Source organism: Stenotrophomonas sp. SKA14 (assembly GCF_000158575.1).
GTDB lineage: Bacteria > Pseudomonadota > Gammaproteobacteria > Xanthomonadales > Xanthomonadaceae > Stenotrophomonas > Stenotrophomonas forensis.
Map to the genome: position 1 here is coordinate 3869616 of NZ_DS999412.1, position 18455 is coordinate 3888070.

Genomic DNA, 18455 nt, shown 5'->3' on the forward strand with positions numbered 1-18455 from the left:
AGCACCATCTCCGAACAGGGGTCGCGGCCATGTGCAGGCCGTCACCGGGGTTTCGCGGAATGGTAACGGTCAACGGCGCACCATGCCCTGTGCCATAGGAGGGGTGTCATGGGCGAGAACAGCCAGCCGGGCAACGGCTCCACCATCATTCCGTGCCTGCGCTACCGCGACGCGCTGGCTGCCATCGACTGGCTGCAGCGCGCCTTCGGCTTCCACGCCCAGGCCGTCTATGCCGACGGCGAGACCGTGTTCCATGCGCAGCTGACCTTCGGCCACGGCATGATCATGCTCGGCTCGGCCAGCAACCAGAGTGCGTGGACCGAGCACACCGCCATGCCTGACGAGGTCGGCGGCCGCCAGACCCAGAGCGCGTGCGTGATCGTCAGCGATGCCGATGCGCACTACGCCCGCGCCAAGGCCGCCGGAGCGCGCATCGTCATCGACATCGCCGACCAGGATTACGGTGGCCGCGGCTACGCCTGCGCCGACCCGGAAGGCTACCTGTGGTGGTTCGGCAGCTACGACCCGTGGCGCGCGGACCACGGCCAGTGACGGCCGCTTCCCGCCAGGCGGCCATCCGCTGCGGCATCGGTGGCTGGGTGTTCCCCGAATGGCGCGGCGGCACGTTCTATCCGGCAGGGCTTGCGCAGCGCGAAGAACTTGCGCATGCCAGCCGTGCATTGCGCTGCATCGAGATCAACGGCACCTTCTACCGCACGCCCACGCCGGCCCAATGTGCGCAATGGGCGGCGCAGACGCCGCCGGACTTCCGTTTCTCGATGAAGGCACCACGCTACCTGGTGCAGCGCCGCGACCTGTCCAGCACGGTGGAGGCCGCCGCCCCATTCCTGCAGGCAGCGCTCGCGCTTGGCGACCGGCTCGGTCCGTTGCTGTGGCAGTTCGATCCGCGCCATCCGGCCGATGCCGATGCACTGGACGCGCTGATGGCACAGCTGCCGAAGCAGCTGGATGGTGTGCCGCTGCAGCACGCGCTGGAAGTGCGCAACGCAGCGGTGCACGGTCCGGCGCTGGTTGCCGCCGCCCGGCGCCATGAGGTGGCCCTGGTGATCGAGGACAGCGACGAGGCGCCGTTGCACGGTGATGTCAGTGCCGGCTTCGTCTACGCGCGGATCAAGCGCAGCCAGGCCCGCTTGAAGGAGGGCCTGCCAGCGCCGGTGCAACAACGCTGGGCCGAACGCGCACGACGCTGGTCACAAGGCGAGCCCGTGGACGACCTGCCCTGCCTGGCCGAACCGCCCCCGGCCAGGCCTCGCGAGGTCTACCTGCTGTGCATCGGCGCGGGCAAGGCACGCAATCCGGCGGCGGCGATGGCGTTGCAGCGGCGGGTCGACGCCAACGGCAATCGCGTGGACGAATAGCACTACGGCCATCGCCTTGCCTCACAATAGGCGGATGAGCACACCCGACACCCGCAAAGCACTCTGGCAGATCCATTTCTGTGTCCTGCTATGGGGCGTCACCGCCATCCTCGGCAAGCTGATCACCCTGCCCGCGCTGCCTTTGGTGTGGTGGCGCATGCTGCTGGTGACGGCAATGCTGGCCCTGCTGCCGCGGGTCTGGCGCGGGTTGCGCACCCTGCCCTTGCGACTGGTGGCCGGTTATGCCGGCATCGGTGCGCTGGTCGCCCTGCATTGGCTTACCTTCTATGGCGCGGTGAAGCTGGCCAATGCGTCGGTGGCCGCCACCTGCATCGCGCTGGCACCAGTGTTCACCTCGATCATCGAACCGTGGGTGGCCAAGCGGCCGTTCCAGCTGCGCGAACTCGCCTTCGGCCTGGCCGTGCTGCCCGGTGTTGCGCTGGTGGTCGGTGGCGTACCCGACGGCATGCGCCTGGGTGTGTTGATCGGCGCAGTTTCGGCACTGCTGGTGGCGGTGTTCGGCTCGCTCAACAAACGCATGGTCAGCCACGCCGATCCGCTGACAGTCACCGCGCTGGAGCTGGGTGCAGGCACCCTCACCCTGACCCTGCTGGCACCGCTGATGCCGTACCTGCTGCCAGCACTGGCCAGCCCGCTGTGGATCGTCCCGGACCTGCACGACGGCATCCTGCTGCTGGTGCTGGCCGGCTTCTGCACGCTGCTGCCATTCGCGCTGGCGCTGGTCGCACTGCGCCACCTGAGCGCCTACACGGTGCAGCTGGTGACCAACCTGGAACCGGTCTATGCCGTGCTGCTGGCGGTAGTGCTGCTGCGCGAGCAGCACGAGGTCACCCCGTGGTTCTACCTGGGCGTGGCGATCATCGTCGGCGCGGTGTTCCTGCACCCGCTGCTGAACCGACGCAAGCCGGTGCAGCACCCGGAGATTCTCGGTACGGCGGAAGCACGCAACATCGCCGATTGAGTGCATCCACGCATGGCGTGGATCTACCGGGCGTGGATCTACCGGGCGTGGATGGCCGTATCAACGCTGCGGCCAGTGCCAGGGCGGGACGTCCAGCAGGCCCTGCCCGCTCAGCAGCGTGCGCCCGTGTTCCTTGTGCAGGTGCAGCGAATGGCACCCCGGCGCCTGTTCCAGCGCCGCGATCAGTCGGCTGGCGTGTGACACCACCCATACCTGGCTGCGCGCACTGGCGGCAATGATCAGCCGTGCCAGTGCCGGCAGCAGGTCCGGATGCAGGCTGGTCTCCGGCTCGTTCAGCACCAGCAGCGGCGGCGGCCGTGGCGTGTGCAGGGCGGCGGCCAGCAGCAGGAAGCGCAGGGTGCCATCGGACAGTTCCGCCATCGACAACGGCCGCAGCAGGCCGGGCTGGTGGAAGCGCAGGGCCAGCCGACCGTCCAGCTCCTCGAAGCCCACCGAGGCACCCGGGAAGGCATCCTCAACGCTGCGTGCCAACCCGACCGGATCTCCGATCTCGAGGATGGTGACCCAGGCCGCGGCCAGATCGCGGCCGTCGTGATGCAGCACCGGCGTGCGCGTGGCCATCGCCGGTTGTCGCGCCGGCGCATCGGCATCGCTGCGGAAGTGATCATAGAAGCGCCAGCGACGGATGTACTCACGCAGGGCGATGGCTTCCGGCATGCGCTGCGGATCACCGACCTGGGTGAACAGGCTGTCGAACAGCGACAAGCGGTCATCGATCAGATCCCAACCGCGCGCATGGCGTTGCCGCACCCTCGCCCCGCGGCGATCGACCAGCAGGTTGGCGCTGCGCAGGAACGGCCCGGCCCAGATCGCCTCGGCCTTGATCTGCGGGTCCAGTGCGAACGCCGAACGACTGGGCGGCGGGTAACCCAGATCGATGGCGTAGCCGAATTGGTCGGTGGCAAATCCCAGTTTCAGGCCCACAGAGGCCTGCCGGGGGCCGCCCTGCAGCGGAATCTCGCCGGCCATGACCCGCCGATCAAGGAATTCCGGGCCGGCCCACAGCGCCGAGCCGAGTCCACCTTCACGGGCCAGCACCGCCGCAACGCCGCCCTGTGCGGTTTCCGCCAGCAGGCGCAGCGCGCGATACAGGCTGGATTTGCCACTACCGTTGTCGCCGGTGACCACATTCAATTGCTGCAGCGGCAGCACCAGCCCATGCAGCGAGCGATAGTGCGCAATGGCCAGGGTCTGCAGCATGCTCGATGTCCGTGGAAACAGGACCGCCATGCTGGCCGGTTCTGATCGCACGAGCTGCGACACGATGTGAATCGGGGAGAGCATCCACGCATGGCGTGGATCTACTGGAACGGGATCGAATCACCACGCATCGCATGCGTTCAGCGCGCGAGTTGCCGGTGTTTCAGCCCGCCAGTTCCACCCGGTTGCGGCCGTTGCCCTTGGCGCGGTACAGCGCCTTGTCGGCGCGTGCCAGCATCTGGTCCACGCTTTCGCCGGACTGGTGCTGGGCAACGCCGATGCTGATGGTCACCGGGAAACCGAGCGGCAGCTCGGCTACCGCCAGGCGCAGGAACTCGCATTGCCGTTCGGCCGCGCGCAGGTCGGTGGCCGGCATCACCGCGACAAACTCCTCGCCACCGTAGCGCGCGGCCATGCCGCGACCGGCGAAGTGCGTGCGCAGCAGCGTGCCCAGCTCGGCCAGCACCCGGTCGCCGGTGGCATGGCCCTGGAAGTCGTTGATGTGCTTGAAATGGTCGATGTCCAGCAGAGCGACACAGGCTGCACCAGGCTGCGCGCCGTTCATCGCCACGGCCTCTTCCAGCGCCGCCGCCATCGCGCGCCGGTTGGGCAGGCCGGTCAGCGCATCGGTGCGGCTCTGTTCGGCCAGATCGGCATTCTGGGCCAGCAGCACGTCCTGGTACTCCGACAGCAGTCGCTCGTAATCGTCGCGTTCCAGCATGTGCTTCTGGATGTCGAGCGCGAAACGGCGCAGTTCCATCACCAGCATCACCTGCCGCGACAGCGCGGCCAAGGCCTCGGCCTTGTCACTGGCCAGGCGCTGCGGATGCGCGTCGAACACGCACAGCGTACCCAGCGGCAGGCCGTCGGAACTGATCAGGGGCGCACCCGCGTAGAAGCGGACATGCGGATCGCCGGTCACCACCGGATTGTCATGGAAGCGGATGTCCTGCTGCGCGTCCTCGACCACCATGATCTGTTGCGGCTGCAGGATGGCGTGACCGCACATCGATTCGCTGCGCAGGTTCTCCGCGGCATCAATGCCCTGGATCGATTTGAACCACTGCCGTTCAACGTCGATCAGGGTGACGGCGGCCATCGAGGTACCGCAGACCGCCTTGGCGATCACCACCAGGTCATCGAAGGATTTCTCGCGCTCCGAATCCAGGATGCGGTAGCGGTACAGCGCCTCAAGCCGAAGGGCTTCGTTGGCAGGCTTGTCGGGCTTGATCATGCAGCGTCACGTTCCGGCAGGTCACTGCGAAGTCTAGCCGATGCGGGCGCGCAATCCGCGCACCGGGTAGTGCCGGCCACGGGCCGGCATCCCGGGTACATTGCAGGCACCTTGCAGCCGGCGAGCGGCCGGCCCTACCAGTCCAGCTGCTTCGGCAGCAGGCCCTGCAGCTCCTGCTCGGTCAGGTTGCGCCACTGGCCCGGCTTCAGCGCACCGATCTTGATGTTGTCGATGCGCACGCGGCGCAGCTGGGTCACGCGGTAGCCGAACTCGGCCGCCATCAGGCGGATCTGCCGGTTCAGGCCCTGCTGCAGGGTGATGCGGAAGCCGAACTTGGCGATCCGCGAGGTCTTGCATGGCAGCGTCATCTGGTCGTGGATGCGCACGCCGCGCGCCATGCCCCGCAGGAACTCGTCGGTGACCGGCTTGTTCACCGCCACCAGGTATTCCTTCTGGTGCCCGTTCTCGGCACGCAGGATCTGGTTGACGATGTCGCCGTTGCTGGTCATCAGGATCAGTCCTTCCGACTCCTTGTCCAGGCGGCCGATCGGGAAGATGCGCTGCTCGTGGCCCACGAAGTCGACGATGTTGCCCTTGACCGATGTTTCGGTGGTGCAGGTGACGCCCACCGGCTTGTTCAGCGCGATGTAGACGTGGCGGCGGGCGCCGGGCTTGCGGGCGACGCGCGCGCGCAGCGGCTGGCCGTCGACCAGCACCTGGTCTTCCTCGCCCACCACCGCGCCGGTGCCGGCCGGATGGCCGTTGACGGTGACGCGGCGGGCGGCGATCAGGCGATCGGCCTCGCGGCGGGAGCAGAAGCCGGTGTCGGCGATATGTTTGTTGAGTCGGGTGGTCATCGCCCTATTATCCGGCATCGCCGCCCGCCGCGCTTCATGCCGGTGCAGCCGGATCAAGCGCTTCGCCGTCGAAGACCCGGTTGCGGCCGGCGCGCTTGGCCACGTACATGGCATGGTCGGCCCGCCGCAGCAGCCCGGCCATATCGTCCTCGCCCGGTCGCCATTGCGCCAGTCCAATGCTGGCGGTCACTTCCAGCCCCGGTACCTGCAGTGCCTGACCGGCCTCGGTGATGCGCTGGCGCAGGCGGTCCAGCCGCGCCGACGCGGCTTCGCGCGGCATGCCCGGCATCAGCAGCAGGAACTCCTCGCCGCCCATCCGCACCACTTCGTCCTGGCTGCGCACCGCCGCGCGCAGGGCGCGCGCGACCGCGACCAGCACCTGGTCACCCACCGCGTGGCCGTGGCGATCGTTGATGTCCTTGAACAGGTCGATGTCGAGGAAGCCGATCACCAGCGGGCCGCGCTCGCGGTCAACCTGTGCCAGGTGACGGGCCAGCTGCTGCAGCCCCGCACGCCGGTTGGGCAGCCCGGTCAGGCCATCGGTCTCGGCCAGCTGGCGCAGTTCATCACGCTGCTGGCGCAGCCGCCCGAGCCGTTGGTTCATGGCGTAGGCGGCCATCATCAGCAGCCAAGTCACCGCCAGCTGCAGCGCCTCCACCCGGTACTCCAGCAACCATTCGGCTGCACTGGCGTCGGCGATGATCAGTACCAGCATCGGCGCCAGCGCGGCCAGCCCGGCCTGCGCCCAGCGGTCGCCGCGCCAGCGCGCCCAGACACCGGCCAGCAACGCCAGGCCACACCCCAGCAGATAGGTCACCTGCAGGCCCTGTGCGACCCAGTCCAGCTGGCCCCAGCGCAGCCACGGCACCAGCACGGCCAGTGCCAGCAGCCCCCACAGCACGATCGCCTGCAGGGGCCGCGAACGGGGCAGCGCGCGGTCGCCGCCGTTCAGCCGCCACAGCGCCGGCAGCACCAGTGCCTGGGTGGCCGCGGTCAGCGAAAGCAGCCACCAGGCGCCGCGCTCGCCCACCGGCAGCCAGGGCTCCGGATAGCCGCTGAGGCCACCGAGGATCGCCTGCCACAGCACCAGCACGGTGGTGCCGGCGATGTAGACCAGGAAACTGCGGTCGCGCGTGGTCAGGAACGCCATCAACGCCGACAGCGCCAAGGCGATGGCCACGGCGATGCAGGCGGCACGCACCAGCAGGCGGGCGGTGTCGTTCTGCTGCACCGGGCTGGGCGCGCCCAGCCGCAGGGTCGGAACCCAGCGCGCCTTCAGCGGCGTCTGCCAGGAGACCAGGAATGGCGCGTGGCTGCCGGCCGGCGGTACCGCGACCAGGCCGATGCCTGCGCGGAAGCGCGAATCGCGGGTGCGGGCGTCGTGCATGTTGCCGCAGATTTCGCGGTCACCGTGCTGGACCCGGACCTCGCCGGCGAAGACGTTGAACACATCCAGCGCCTGTGGCTCGCCCGACCACCCCGCGGGCGGCGCGGGCACTTCCACCTGCTGGCGGGCACCGGACAGCATCTGCGGCGTGCACGCGCGATGTGGGGTCGGCGCGTCGGTGGCGCCCCCGACCAGCAGGTAATCGCGGCCCGATGCGGCCTCGGCAGCCTGAAGCGGCCACGGTATCGCCCACCACATCAGCAGGACGGCCAGCACCACTCCTGTTCCATACCGCCACTGCCTGCTGCCCACGCCACGTCCTGTTCCTGCTTACGTCCGCGCCCACTGCACGTCGCCCCTGGCGCGCATTATCGCAGCCGGGCGCGCCGCGCATGTGTAGACCAAAGTCGCCGCCGGCCGTTCAGCCCGCGCCCTGCGGCCCGTTCACCGCCACCAGCCGGAAGGGCTTCAGGTCGGTCAGGGTCATCCGTTCCAGCGGCTGCGGCCGTTCGATCGCATAGCCCTGCAGGCCCTGTACCCCCAGCCTGGTCAGCGCGCCGGCCACCTCGGCGGTCTCCACCCATTCGGCCACCACTTCCATCTGCAGCTCGCGCCCCAGCTCGCTGATCGCCCGCACGGTGGCGTGGCTGACCGGATCGGTGTCCATGTCGCGCACGAATGCACCATCGATCTTCAGGATGTCGGCCGGCAGCTGGCGCAGGTAGCCGAACGAGGACAGGCCGGATCCGAAGTCGTCCAGCGCCATCCGGCAGCCGCGTGCCTTCACCGCATCGATGAAGGCGCGCGCCTGGCTGAGGTTGCTGATCGCAGCGGTCTCGGTGATCTCGAAGCACAGCTTGGACGCCAGTGCGCGGTTGCGCTCGAGCAGGTCGCAGACGAAGGCCAGGAATCCTGGCTCTGCGATCGACTGCGCCGATACGTTGACGTTGCACAGGCCCAGCTGGCGCACATGCGCCGGGCAGACCTGCAGGTGCCGGAACAGCAGCCCGAGCACGTGGCGATCGAGCGCCACGGCCATGCCGTAGCGCTCCACCGCCGGCATGAACTGGCCGGGCAGATGCAGGCTGCCGTCGGTGCCGCGCATGCGCACCAGCACCTCGTAGTGCAGGTAGGACGGATCTCCCACCCGGGCGATGCGTTGCGCATACAGCAGCATGCGGTTCTCGGCCATCGCCAGGCTGACGCCCTGCAGGCGTTCGGCCTCCAGGCGCCGTTCTTCCAGCGCCATGCGGTTCTCGTTGAAGCAGTGCACGCGGTTGCGGCCCGCCTGCTTGGCCGCATAGCAGGCGCTGTCGGCGGCACTCATCAGCCAGTTCACGTCGGGGGCATCGGCACCGACCTCGACCACGCCGATGCTGCAGCTCAGCTGCGGGCTGCCCTCGCTGATCGGGAAGGTGGCCTGGCCCAGGTTTCGGATCACCCGCTGCAGCACCCGCTTGGCTTCGTCCTGGCCGGCATGGGCGAGGAACACGGCGAACTCATCGGCGCCGAGCCGGCCGACCCAGTCGCCATCGCGCACGGCCGCCACCAGATAATCGGCGAAACTGCGCAGCATCTGGTCGCCGGCCGCATGGCCGAAGCTGTCGTTGACCAGCTTGAAATGATCCAGGTTGATGTAGCACAGCGAATGCGTGCCACCGTCGCTGCGCACCTGCAGCAGCGCGCGTTCCAGCAGCCGTTCGATCTCGCGGCGGTTGATCAGGCCGGTCAGCGGATCGTGGCTGGCGTGATGCTCGATCTCCCGCGCCAGCGCATGGTTCTGGCTGACGTCCTCGATGATCGCAAACACCGACAGGCCGCCACTGCTGTGCACGCCGGTACCACTCCAACGCCCCCAGACGAGGCTGCCGTCGCGCCGCCGGAAGCGCAGTTCGCTTGGCCGCAGCTGCCGGTCCCAGTCGATGCGGCCGACACCATCGATGACCAGTTCACCGTCCATCAGCAGATCGTGCAGTGACATCTGCAGCAGCACATCGCGACGATAATCGAGAATATCCGCCATGGCCTGGTTGGCCTCGATCACCTTGCCATCGGTGTCGAGCTTGAGCATGCCCACGTTGGCCTGGTAGAACGCCGCGCGGAAACGGCTCTCGTGTTCGGTCAGGTCCTTGCCGACGCGACGCGCCAGCGCCACGGCCATCAGGCTGATCGCCAGCACCGACAGGCCCGCAACCATCAACGTGGCCAGCCTCACCAGCGTCGCCATCCGCAACAACGCCTGCGAGAACGCCTGGCTCTGCACCTGCATCCGCCGATCAAGGTCACCCAGTTGCTGCAGGTAGCGATCACGCGCGGCGATCGGCAGCGGGCCACTGTCGTGCCGCAGCTGCAATTCATCGACCAGGCGCTGCACCGCCATCAGGTCGCCGTCGGTCTTCCGCCACAGCGCGGTTGCTTCGCGGAAGGCACCGATATCGCGTGCATAGCGGAACGAGAACACCAGGCGCGGAATATCGGCGCGCGCATTGCCACCCTGCAGGAACCCCTGCCTGGCCTTGGCTTCATCCGGCTCAGCCTGTTCCAGCGCCAGCCGCGCCTGCAGATCGCCCAACGGCACCTGCAGGGCCTGGCGTGCGTCGTCCAGGTCCTGGGCATCGCCCCGCGCCAGGTAACGACTGAGCGCGGCGGTTGCATCCTGCTGACCGCGCGACCAGTAGCCCTGGCCGGCAATCCAGGCGGTGGAGGCCGCCTGCAGTTCCTGGATCAGCGCGGACAGTGCGACCAATCCAATCGCCATGCCCGTCAGCAACGCAAATCGCAGTCCCAGGCCACGGGTCATGGGAACCCGTCGGCTCTGCTGGTCCGTGCCACTCCTACCCATCCCGGATCCCCCCGAATGTGCTGCGGTGACAACCTCCCTTGGAACCGGCTCAGCCTAGGACCGGCAATGTGTTGACCATGCGAAAAAGGGGACGGAGGGGATTAAGTCGTTTATGGCATAAGCACCTGGCCTGCCATTTATGACTTAATCCCCTCCGTCCCCTTTCTGCAGGCCCGGAACGGGCAACGCCAGCCCGAAGGCTGGCGTTGTCAAGGCTGCGGTGCGGCTCAGTAGCTGCGCGGGCCGCGCGGCTTGAAGCCGTCACGACGCGGCGGGCGGCTGTCGCGGTCACCGCCGCGGTCGCCACCGTGGCCACCCGGACCACCCGGGCCGCCACGACGCGGGCCACCCGGGCCGCCCGGACCACGCTTGTCGAAGCGCGGCTTGAACGGACGCGGGGCCGGGTTGGTGTCTTCACCCGGCGCCAGCGCGCGCATCTGCAGCTGCTGGCCCGACACCCACACCTTCTGCAGGTGCGACAGAACGTCCGGCGGCATCTGCGCCGGCAGGTCCAGCAGCGAGAAATCGTCGTGGATGTCGATGCGGCCGATGAAGCGGCTTTCCAGGCCGGCTTCGTTGGCGATGGCGCCGACGATGTTGGCCGGCTTCACGCCGTGCTGGTGGCCGACCGAAATACGGTAGGTCTCCATGCCCTGCTCCGGCGCACCACGCGGCGGAACCTCGCGGCGCGGGCGCTGCTCGAAACCACCTTCGGCATCGTCACGACGCGGGCCACGCTCGAAACGCGGGCCGCGCTCGTTGCGGTCGAAGCGATCGCCACGCTCCGGGCGGTCGCCACGGTCGAAGCGCTCGCGCGGCGCACGCTCTTCGCGCGGGGCACGCACCGGCGGCTGCAGCAGGAACGGGGTGTCACCCTGCAGCATCTTGGCCAGCGCGGCGGCCACTTCGATGGCCGGCACGTTCTGCTCGTTCTCGAAGCGCTCCAGCAGCTGGCGGTAGAAATCCAGGCCGCCGGCGCCGAGGGTTTCGGTGATGCGCGTGGTGAACTTGTTGATGCGGGTATCGTTGACCGCTTCCACGCTCGGCAGCTGCATCTCCTCGATCGGCTGGCGGGTAGCGCGCTCGATCTGGCGCAGCATGCCCTTCTCGCGCGGGGTGGCGAACAGGATCGCTTCACCGCTGCGGCCGGCGCGGCCGGTACGGCCGATGCGGTGCACGTAGCTTTCGGTGTCGTACGGGATGTCGTAGTTCAGCACGTGGCTGATGCGCTCCACGTCCAGGCCGCGGGCGGCCACGTCGGTGGCAACCAGGATGTCCAGCTTGCCTTCCTTCAGCATGGCGATGGTGCGCTCACGCTGCGCCTGCTGCATGTCACCGTTGATCGCGGCCGCGGCCAGGCCACGGGCCTGCAGCTTGCTGGCCAGTTCTTCGGTGCCGGCCTTGGTGCGGGCGAAGATGATCATCGCATCGAACGGCTCGACTTCCAGGATGCGGGTCAGCGCGTCCAGCTTGTGCATGCCGCTCACCCACCAGTAGCGCTGGCGGATGTTGGCCGAGGTGGTGGTCTTGGCCGCGATGGTCACTTCCACCGGGTCCTGCAGGTAGGTCTGCGCGATGCGGCGGATCTGCGGCGGCATGGTGGCCGAGAACAGGGCCACCTGGCGCTGCTCCGGCAGCTTCTTCAGCACGGCTTCGACGTCGTCGATGAAGCCCATGCGCAGCATTTCATCGGCTTCGTCCAGCACCAGGGTCTTCAGCTCGGACAGGTCCAGGGTGCTGCGGTCCAGGTGATCGATCACGCGGCCGGGGGTACCGACCACGATGTGCACGCCGCGGCGCAGCGCCGACAGCTGCTGGCCGTACGGCTGGCCGCCGTACACCGGCAGCACGCGGAAGCCGGGGATCTTCGACGAATAGGACTGGAACGCCTCGGCCACCTGGATGGCCAGCTCGCGGGTCGGCGCCAGGATCAGGGCCTGGGGCTTGATCTGCTGCAGGTCGATGTTGGACAGTACCGGCAATGCGAACGCAGCGGTCTTGCCGGTACCGGTCTGGGCCTGGCCCAGCACGTCGCGGCCTTCCAGCATCGCCGGGATGGTGGCGGCCTGGATCGGCGACGGGGTTTCGTAGCCGATGGCGGTGACCGCCTGCATCACGGGCTCGGACAGGCCGAGCTGCGCAAACTGCAGCGGCGCTTGGGAATCTTGGGACATGGGGAACTCCGAAGGCACTGCCGTCGTTCTGGCAGTGCGATAAAAAAGGGATGGTCCGCGCTTTGGGCGCCCTTCTTATCGCGTGCCCTGGCGCTGCTCGGTCGGAGGAGATTTCACTCGCTCAGAGCGGAATGATACCGCATTGATCCTGAACGAGGCGTACAGTTTTCCATGCGCGTGCCGTCATGCCCGGTGCTGGCGCACAATACGCGCCCTCTTCCCCCGGCCCGGCCGCTGGCCTGCGCCCTCTTCCCAGGAACCCCGCTCCATGCAGATTCTCGAATTCGACCTCGACGGTGACTACGTCGAACTCAAGCAGCTGCTCAAGCTGGCCGACCTGGTCACCAGCGGCGGCGAGGCCAAGATGGTCATCAGCGAAGGCCAGGTGCTGGTCGACGGTGAGGTTGAACTGCGCAAGGCCTGCAAGATCCGCGCTGGCCAGGTGGTCGAGTTCGCCGACAGCCAGATCCGCGTGCTGGCTGCCGGCTGATCTGAACCCGTTCAGGCCACGCGCTGGGTCAGGTGCGAGGCGATCAATTGCCTGAACGGCGCCACGCCCTGCGCCACGCGCAGGCCGGCCGCCCGCAGCAGCCGCGCCGGGCGTCGATCGTCGGTGTACAGGCTGGCGATCGCGTTGGTGGCCTCGTACAACGGCCGCGACGCCAGTCGATGGCCACGCTGATAACGGGCCAGCATGCCCTCGGCCGCGATGTCGGCGCCCCGCCGCTGCTGCGCGACGATGCCCTGCGCCAGCCGCTGTGCGCTGGCCAGGCCCAGGTTGAAGCCATGCGCGGTGACCGGGTGCATGCCCACTGCCGCATCGCCGACCAGCGCAGAGCGCTCGCCCACGAACCGGTGCGCGTACACCCCCACCAGCGGATACGCCTGCGGCGTGGCCACCGGCTGCATCCGTCCAAGGCGGCGTTCGAAGCAGGCACTGATGGCTTCACCGAACGCCACCTCGTCCATCGCCAGCAGTTCCTCGATCTGCCGCGGCGGCAGCGTGATCACCGCCGATGCCTGGCCCTCGTTGAGCGGCAGCAACGCCATGGTGCGGCCATAGCCGAACCACTCCCACGCGGTGTGGTGATGATCGCGCTCGACCTGCATGCGGCAGACCAGCATCGACTTGCCGAAGTCGCGCATCTGCGCGCCGATGCCGAGCATGCGACGGGTTGCCGAAAAGCGGCTGTCAGCGGCCACCAGCAGCCGCGCGTGCAGCGTGCTGCCATCGTCCAGCGTGACCACGTGGCCCTGTGCATCGGCCTGCACGCCGAGCACCTTGCGGCCATCGAACAGCTCCAGTCCGTCCTGGCCCTGCACGGCATCCCATGCGGCGCGGCGGATCAGATGATTGGGCACCAGCCAGCCCAGCGGCTGGCCGTCGACCTGGCTGCTGGCGAAGGTCAGCGCGAACGGCGAGCCACCGTTCATCACCCTTGCATCGCGCAGCTCGGCCACTTCGGCCTGCGCCAGGCGCTGCCACAGCCCCAGCTGCTCCAGGCTCTGCCGCGAGGCATGGGTCAGCGCGATCTCGCGGCCATCGAAGGCCGCCTCGGCCAGTACCTGGCGCGGCTGCACGTCCACCAGCCCGACCTGCAGGCCGCTACCGGCCAGCGCGCGTGCGAAGCACAGACCCGCCGGGCCCGCGCCGACCACCACCACGTCCATCCTGCGCATGCGCGCCTCCTGCCGTTGATCCAGTCCGCGCCAGCATAGCGCCGCGCAGCTGACCGGCCTTGATCTGGATCAGGCCCGGCTCACAACAACGCGAACACCAGCGCCAGGATGGCCAGCAGCGATACCGCCCAGACCAGGCTGCGCACATAGGGCACGCCGGCGGCATACAGCGGCAGATAGACCACCCTTGCCCAGAAGTAGGCCTGCGCGGCCAATGCGGTGGTGTCGTTGCCACGCCCGGCCAGCACCACCGCGATCGCGGCGGCGGCGAAGAACGGGAAGGTCTCCAGGAAGTTGGCCTGGGCCCGCTGCAGGCGGCCGGCCAGCGCACTGAGCGGCCGGGCCTGGCCATCACGCGCCGAGGCATTCCACTTCAGGCCACGCTCGCGGGTGACCACGGTGGAGGCAGCGAAGATGTAGACAAAGCCCAGCAGCACCGACCAGGCCAGCATCGTCAGTTCAGTTGCCATCGTTGTGCTCCTCAGGGTGCTGATGCACGCAGGCTGTAACCGGCCAGGCGCCACACCTGGTCCTCGTCGAAACGGAACGACACCAGCTCGCGTACCGGCTGCGCGCTGTTGGCGAAGCGGGTCGGGAAGCTGACGTTGATGTACAGGCCTTCGGGCACGGCGGCACCGGCGCCGTACTTGACCCGGGTGATGGTCGGTTGGCCGCGGCCGGCCATCGCGCCCAACCGCGTGCGCTCGGTGGTCAGCTGGCTGACGAAGGCCGCCTTGGGCACCGCACGTCGCGCGACGGCGGAGGCGCCTTCCCACAATTCGCCGGCACGATTGGCATCGACCAGCTGCGCCGCCTTCACTGCGGCCGCGCCCATTTCCGCGTCCTGCTTCTGCACCTGCGCCTGCTGCGCGGCAGTCAACGCCGGGGCACCGGCCGTGGCCGGCTTCGCGGCGGCCGGCGATGTCGGCGCCGGGCGCGCGGGTGCAGGTGCGGGCGTAGCCGGCGCAGGCACCTGCGCCAGCGCAACGAATGGCGACAAGGACAGCAGCAGGAGCACGCGCTTCATGGACACCGCCGGTTCTCGGAAAAGAACCGCAGTCTACGCCAGCGCGGTGACCGCCTCGTCAGCGCGCGTGGGCGCTACCCTCGACCACGGCAGCGTCGGCCTGCGCGGCAGGCTTTCCGGCGTCCGCCGGCGCCTGCTCGGCCACCGGTGGCGGCTCGGACGGTGCCGGTGGCAGCGTCGCCACATCGATCTCCGACAGCGGGCTTTCTTCCGGGCATACCGCATCCGGGAAACCGAAGCGCTGCTTCAGTGCCTGGCCACAGCTGTTGATCGATTCCATGTCAGCGCCTTCGCGCTTGCACTGCTGGTCGAACGCGATCAGGAACGCATCCTTGCGCTGTACGAAATCATCACCGCAGGCCCGCATCTGCTTGATCCGCTCCAGGTCGTCCTGCACCGCGTTGGTGCCGTCCAGGCCGTACTGGCGCAGCTCGTCCGGGGTCAGCAGGCGCAGGCTGCGGTTGGGCACGGTCATCATCAGATCGGCCACGCCTACCGCCACGCCGTTGCGCTGCAGGTAGTCCTTCACGTTGTCGTAGACCTCGTGCAGCTCGCGGTTGAGTTCGGCGCGCGAGGTGGCCTTGGAACTGATGCGCATCATGCGGTGGATACCAACCCTGCCCGACAGCAGGCGGTTGTCACCGGCAGCCAGCACGAACACGCAGGCACTGTGGCAGATCGAGCCCTCGCGCACCCAGATCGTCCAGCCCGATTCACCGATGCTGTCGCCGGCCACGATGGCCGATTCCACCTGGCCACCGCTGGAATCCAGATCGAGGATGCGCTTGTGGATCTTCTGCTCATCGGCAACCACGGCCAGCCGCCACATCATCTCAGCGAAGCCCGGATTGATCTTTCCCGAATAGCGCACACGCACCAGCCCACGCTCGGTACACGGCGCCAGCGCCTGGCTGATCTGATCGCGCTGCAGGCCCTCCAGCTCGACGCCATCGCCCGCCTCGCCGGCGTACTCGGTGCTGCAACTGACCCAGGCGCGGCCGTTCTCCAGCTGCGCCTGCGGCCACGGCCGATCCGCCCGGCTGCGCGGCGGCGCGGGCGGCGGCGGTGCGTCAGCCGCATTGATCGACACCATGTTCTCGCCATCACTGGTCGGCGCCCGCGCCGCCTTGTCGGCGGCGGTCACATTGCCCGGATTCTCCAGCTGACTGCAGCCCGCCAGGGCAAGGCACAACAGGGGCAACCAGCGGAGTTTGGCGAACATCGGGCGACCGGCCTTCAGGAAAGCAAGGGCCACAGTCTACCTGTCCAGCGCGCGCATTCAGCGCGCGGCACTGAACCCCTTCTGACCCTTGGGAAGGCGTGTCGACCAAGGTCGACACCCACCAACAGCAGCGCAGAACACCGTTCCGGCAGATCGCAGGAACCTGTCGAAGGCGGGGTGGGTCCGGTTGAGGGGGGGTGAGCGGCATGGATGCCGCGACCAAGCCCCCATGGATGGGTTTACGGCGTCCCCCTTAACCGGATCCACCCCGCCATCCCGCAGGAAACCAGCTTTTGCCGTTGCTTCAGCCGTTGCCGTTGATTCTGCGGGTGCAGGGCGCGGCCCTGCCAGTACCCTATCCAGCATCCATGTCCGAATCCGGCGAGTATCCCCGCCCGCACCCGCCTAGACTGGCGTCATGGACACCGCCCTCGCCCTCGACACCGCCGCCTGCGACCGCGCCCGCCTGGCCCGCGACGCACGCTTCGACGGCGTGTTCTTCACCGCCGTGCGCAGCACCGGCATCTATTGCCGCCCGGTGTGCCCGGCACCTCCGCCGAAGCCGCGCAACATCACCTACTACCCGACTGCGGCCGCTGCCGCAGCAGCGGGTTACCGCCCGTGCCTGCGGTGCCGCCCCGAGCTGGCACCGCAGGCGCAGCAGGCATTGGCCGGACAGACCGTGCAGCGCGCACTGGCCCTGATCCATGGCGGCTTCCTGCAGGAACAGCCAGTGGCCCACCTCGCAGAGAAGATCGGGCTCAGTGCACGCCAGCTGCAACGCCTGTTCGTCGAACACCTGGGCGCGACACCCGGACAGATCCACGCCACCCACCGCCTGCTGCTGGCCAAGCAGCTGCTGACCGAAACCACGCTGCCGGTGACCGACGTCGCGCTGGCCGCCGGCTACAACAGCCTGCGCCGCTTCAATACCGCATTCCTGCAGGGTTGTGGCATGGCCCCCACCGCGCTGCGTCGCCAGCACCAACCCCTCGCCGCCGATGAGGGGGGCCTGGTGCTGCGCCTGGCCTACCGGCCACCGCTGGACTTCCCACGCATGCTGGCCTTCCTGCGCAAGCGCAGCCTGCCCGGCATCGAACTGATCGGCGAAGACAGCTACCAGCGCGTGTTGGGTACGCCTGAGCGGCCCACCCTGCTGCGCGTCACCGCCGATCCGAAACGGCCGGAACTGCACCTGCAGCTCGGCGCCGTCGATCCGCGCCTGATTCCAGACATCGTGCGTCGCGTGCGCCGCGTGTTCGATCTGGATGCCGACCTGCAGCAGGTGCACGCCGCACTGGGCGAAGAACCGCTGCTGGCGCGGGGCATCGCCGAACGCCCCGGGCTGCGTGTTCCAGGCGGCTGGGATGGATTCGAAGTGGGCGTGCGCGCGGTGCTCGGCCAGCAGGTCAGCGTCGCCGCAGCCACCACCTTCGCGCGGCGCCTGGTGGATGCCTTCGGCGCACATCTGCCGGGCATGCCGTCGGACTTTGATCGCCAGTTCCCTGCGCCAGAGGTGCTGGCCGAGGCACCGCTGGAATCGATCGGCCTGCCGCGCAGCCGTGCTGCCACGGTGCGCGCGCTGGCAGCCGCCTGCGCCAGCGGCCAGCTCGATTTCGGGCCGGGCCAGGCGCTGGAGGAATTCGTCACCCGCTGCGTGGCACTGCCCGGCATCGGCCCGTGGACCGCGCAGTACATCGCCCTGCGTGGTCTCGGCCAGCCTGATGCGTTCCCCGCCGGCGACCTGGTGCTGCAGCAGGTGCTCGGCCATGCGCAGGGCCAGCGCCTGAGCGAACGTGCGACCGAAGCACGCTCGCAACCCTGGCGGCCGTGGCGCGCGTATGCCGTGCTGCACCTGTGGCACCTGTCTGGCACTTTCGTTGGAGAACCGACATGACCCTGTTGTTCGACCGTTTCGACAGCCCGATCGGCGTGCTGACCATCGCCGGTGACGAGCGCGGACTTGCGCATGTGCTGTTTCCGGAAAACCGCCATCCCGCACGTGGCCGCGACGACTGGCACTACGCGCCGGATGCGCTGCCGGAAGCCCGCCAGCAGCTGCTGCAGTTCCTGCACGGCGAACGCAGCAGCTTCGATCTGGAACTGGCACCGTGCGGCACGCCGTTCCAGCTGCGCGTGTGGCAGGCGCTGGCGCTGATTCCGTTCGGGCAGACCTGGAGCTACCTGCAGCTGGCACAGCACCTGGGACAGCCCAGCGCGACGCGCGCGGTGGGCACCGCCAATGGCCGCAACCCGTTGCCGATCATCCTGCCCTGCCATCGCGTGATCGGCAGCAACGGCGCACTGACCGGGTTCGGCGGTGGACTGGAAACCAAGGCCGCACTGCTGCGCCTGGAACAACGCCAGACGCCATTGTTTGCATGAGGACTGGCCGGGCTGCGTATTGTGTTGCCGTGGGTAGGTGTCGACCTTGGTCGACACGGGCGCGC

At 68.5% G+C, this 18455-nt stretch carries 16 protein-coding genes; 6 read left to right on the forward strand and 10 right to left on the reverse strand.

The window, feature by feature from the left end; genetic code table 11:
- Nucleotides 1-108: 108 nt before the first annotated feature.
- The 3 genes from SSKA14_RS17495 to SSKA14_RS17505 are packed head-to-tail and all read left to right on the forward strand — an operon-like array spanning nucleotide 109 to nucleotide 2361.
- Nucleotides 109-552 carry a VOC family protein gene (locus SSKA14_RS17495; protein ID WP_008267254.1) on the forward strand — a complete coding sequence of 148 codons (444 nt, stop codon included), beginning with the start codon at nucleotides 109-111 and terminating at the stop codon, nucleotides 550-552.
- Entirely contained in the window at nucleotides 549-1379 is an 831-nt protein-coding gene (locus tag SSKA14_RS17500) for a DUF72 domain-containing protein (protein ID WP_008265315.1), read from the forward strand. The genes SSKA14_RS17495 and SSKA14_RS17500 overlap by 4 nt, the downstream gene beginning before the upstream one ends.
- A 34-nt stretch (nucleotides 1380-1413) precedes the next feature.
- On the forward strand, nucleotides 1414-2361 hold the full coding sequence (locus tag SSKA14_RS17505) for a DMT family transporter (protein WP_008267960.1): 948 nt from the start codon (nucleotides 1414-1416) through the stop codon (nucleotides 2359-2361).
- A 60-nt stretch (nucleotides 2362-2421) separates the two neighbouring features.
- Here the strand turns inward: SSKA14_RS17505 and SSKA14_RS17510 are convergent, their stop codons facing one another.
- The 6 genes from SSKA14_RS17510 to SSKA14_RS17535 form a co-directional block, all read right to left on the reverse strand.
- Entirely contained in the window at nucleotides 2422-3582 is a 1161-nt protein-coding gene (locus tag SSKA14_RS17510) for an AAA family ATPase (RefSeq protein WP_008267717.1), read from the reverse strand.
- Nucleotides 3583-3745: 163 nt separating this feature from the next.
- Nucleotides 3746-4816: a sensor domain-containing diguanylate cyclase gene (locus SSKA14_RS17515; RefSeq protein WP_008265052.1), complete on the reverse strand. Its 1071-nt coding sequence runs from the start codon at nucleotides 4814-4816 to the stop codon at nucleotides 3746-3748.
- A 134-nt stretch (nucleotides 4817-4950) separates the two neighbouring features.
- The gene (locus tag SSKA14_RS17520; protein WP_005408708.1) at nucleotides 4951-5673 is read right to left on the reverse strand and encodes a pseudouridine synthase; all 723 of its coding nucleotides are present in this window, start codon (nucleotides 5671-5673) and stop codon (nucleotides 4951-4953) included.
- A gap of 34 nt (nucleotides 5674-5707) precedes the next feature.
- On the reverse strand, nucleotides 5708-7372 hold the full coding sequence (locus SSKA14_RS17525; protein ID WP_040008309.1) for a GGDEF domain-containing protein: 1665 nt from the start codon (nucleotides 7370-7372) through the stop codon (nucleotides 5708-5710).
- 109 nt (nucleotides 7373-7481) lie between these two features.
- Nucleotides 7482-9902 (reverse strand): EAL domain-containing protein, encoded by a 2421-nt coding sequence (locus tag SSKA14_RS17530; RefSeq protein WP_040008312.1) that lies wholly within the window; start codon nucleotides 9900-9902, stop codon nucleotides 7482-7484.
- Nucleotides 9903-10129: 227 nt separating this feature from the next.
- Nucleotides 10130-12076: a DEAD/DEAH box helicase gene (locus SSKA14_RS17535; RefSeq protein ID WP_008265139.1), complete on the reverse strand. Its 1947-nt coding sequence runs from the start codon at nucleotides 12074-12076 to the stop codon at nucleotides 10130-10132.
- A gap of 268 nt (nucleotides 12077-12344) precedes the next feature.
- Here SSKA14_RS17535 and SSKA14_RS17540 point away from each other — a divergent pair, with 268 nt between their 5' ends.
- The gene (locus SSKA14_RS17540; protein WP_006426190.1) at nucleotides 12345-12566 is read left to right on the forward strand and encodes an RNA-binding S4 domain-containing protein; all 222 of its coding nucleotides are present in this window, start codon (nucleotides 12345-12347) and stop codon (nucleotides 12564-12566) included.
- A gap of 11 nt (nucleotides 12567-12577) precedes the next feature.
- Here the strand turns inward: SSKA14_RS17540 and ubiM are convergent, their stop codons facing one another.
- The 4 genes from ubiM to SSKA14_RS17560 form a co-directional block, all read right to left on the reverse strand.
- Nucleotides 12578-13756, reverse strand: coding sequence for a 5-demethoxyubiquinol-8 5-hydroxylase UbiM (gene ubiM / locus SSKA14_RS17545; protein ID WP_008266997.1), 1179 nt, complete (start codon nucleotides 13754-13756; stop codon nucleotides 12578-12580).
- Nucleotides 13757-13836: 80 nt separating this feature from the next.
- Complete coding sequence (locus SSKA14_RS17550; protein ID WP_008266126.1) at nucleotides 13837-14226, reverse strand: MAPEG family protein; 390 nt, start codon at nucleotides 14224-14226, stop codon at nucleotides 13837-13839.
- An 11-nt stretch (nucleotides 14227-14237) separates the two neighbouring features.
- Nucleotides 14238-14783 carry a DUF4019 domain-containing protein gene (locus SSKA14_RS17555; protein ID WP_008267956.1) on the reverse strand — a complete coding sequence of 182 codons (546 nt, stop codon included), beginning with the start codon at nucleotides 14781-14783 and terminating at the stop codon, nucleotides 14238-14240.
- Between the two features lie 58 nt (nucleotides 14784-14841).
- On the reverse strand, nucleotides 14842-16005 hold the full coding sequence (locus tag SSKA14_RS17560; RefSeq protein WP_040009776.1) for a hypothetical protein: 1164 nt from the start codon (nucleotides 16003-16005) through the stop codon (nucleotides 14842-14844).
- A gap of 418 nt (nucleotides 16006-16423) precedes the next feature.
- Here SSKA14_RS17560 and SSKA14_RS17565 point away from each other — a divergent pair, with 418 nt between their 5' ends.
- Together SSKA14_RS17565 and SSKA14_RS17570 are read left to right on the forward strand one after the other, a co-directional pair.
- Entirely contained in the window at nucleotides 16424-17902 is a 1479-nt protein-coding gene (locus SSKA14_RS17565) for a DNA-3-methyladenine glycosylase 2 (RefSeq protein WP_008266012.1), read from the forward strand.
- Nucleotides 17899-18390 carry a methylated-DNA--[protein]-cysteine S-methyltransferase gene (locus SSKA14_RS17570; RefSeq protein ID WP_008268007.1) on the forward strand — a complete coding sequence of 164 codons (492 nt, stop codon included), beginning with the start codon at nucleotides 17899-17901 and terminating at the stop codon, nucleotides 18388-18390. The genes SSKA14_RS17565 and SSKA14_RS17570 overlap by 4 nt, the downstream gene beginning before the upstream one ends.
- Nucleotides 18391-18455: the final 65 nt, after the last annotated feature.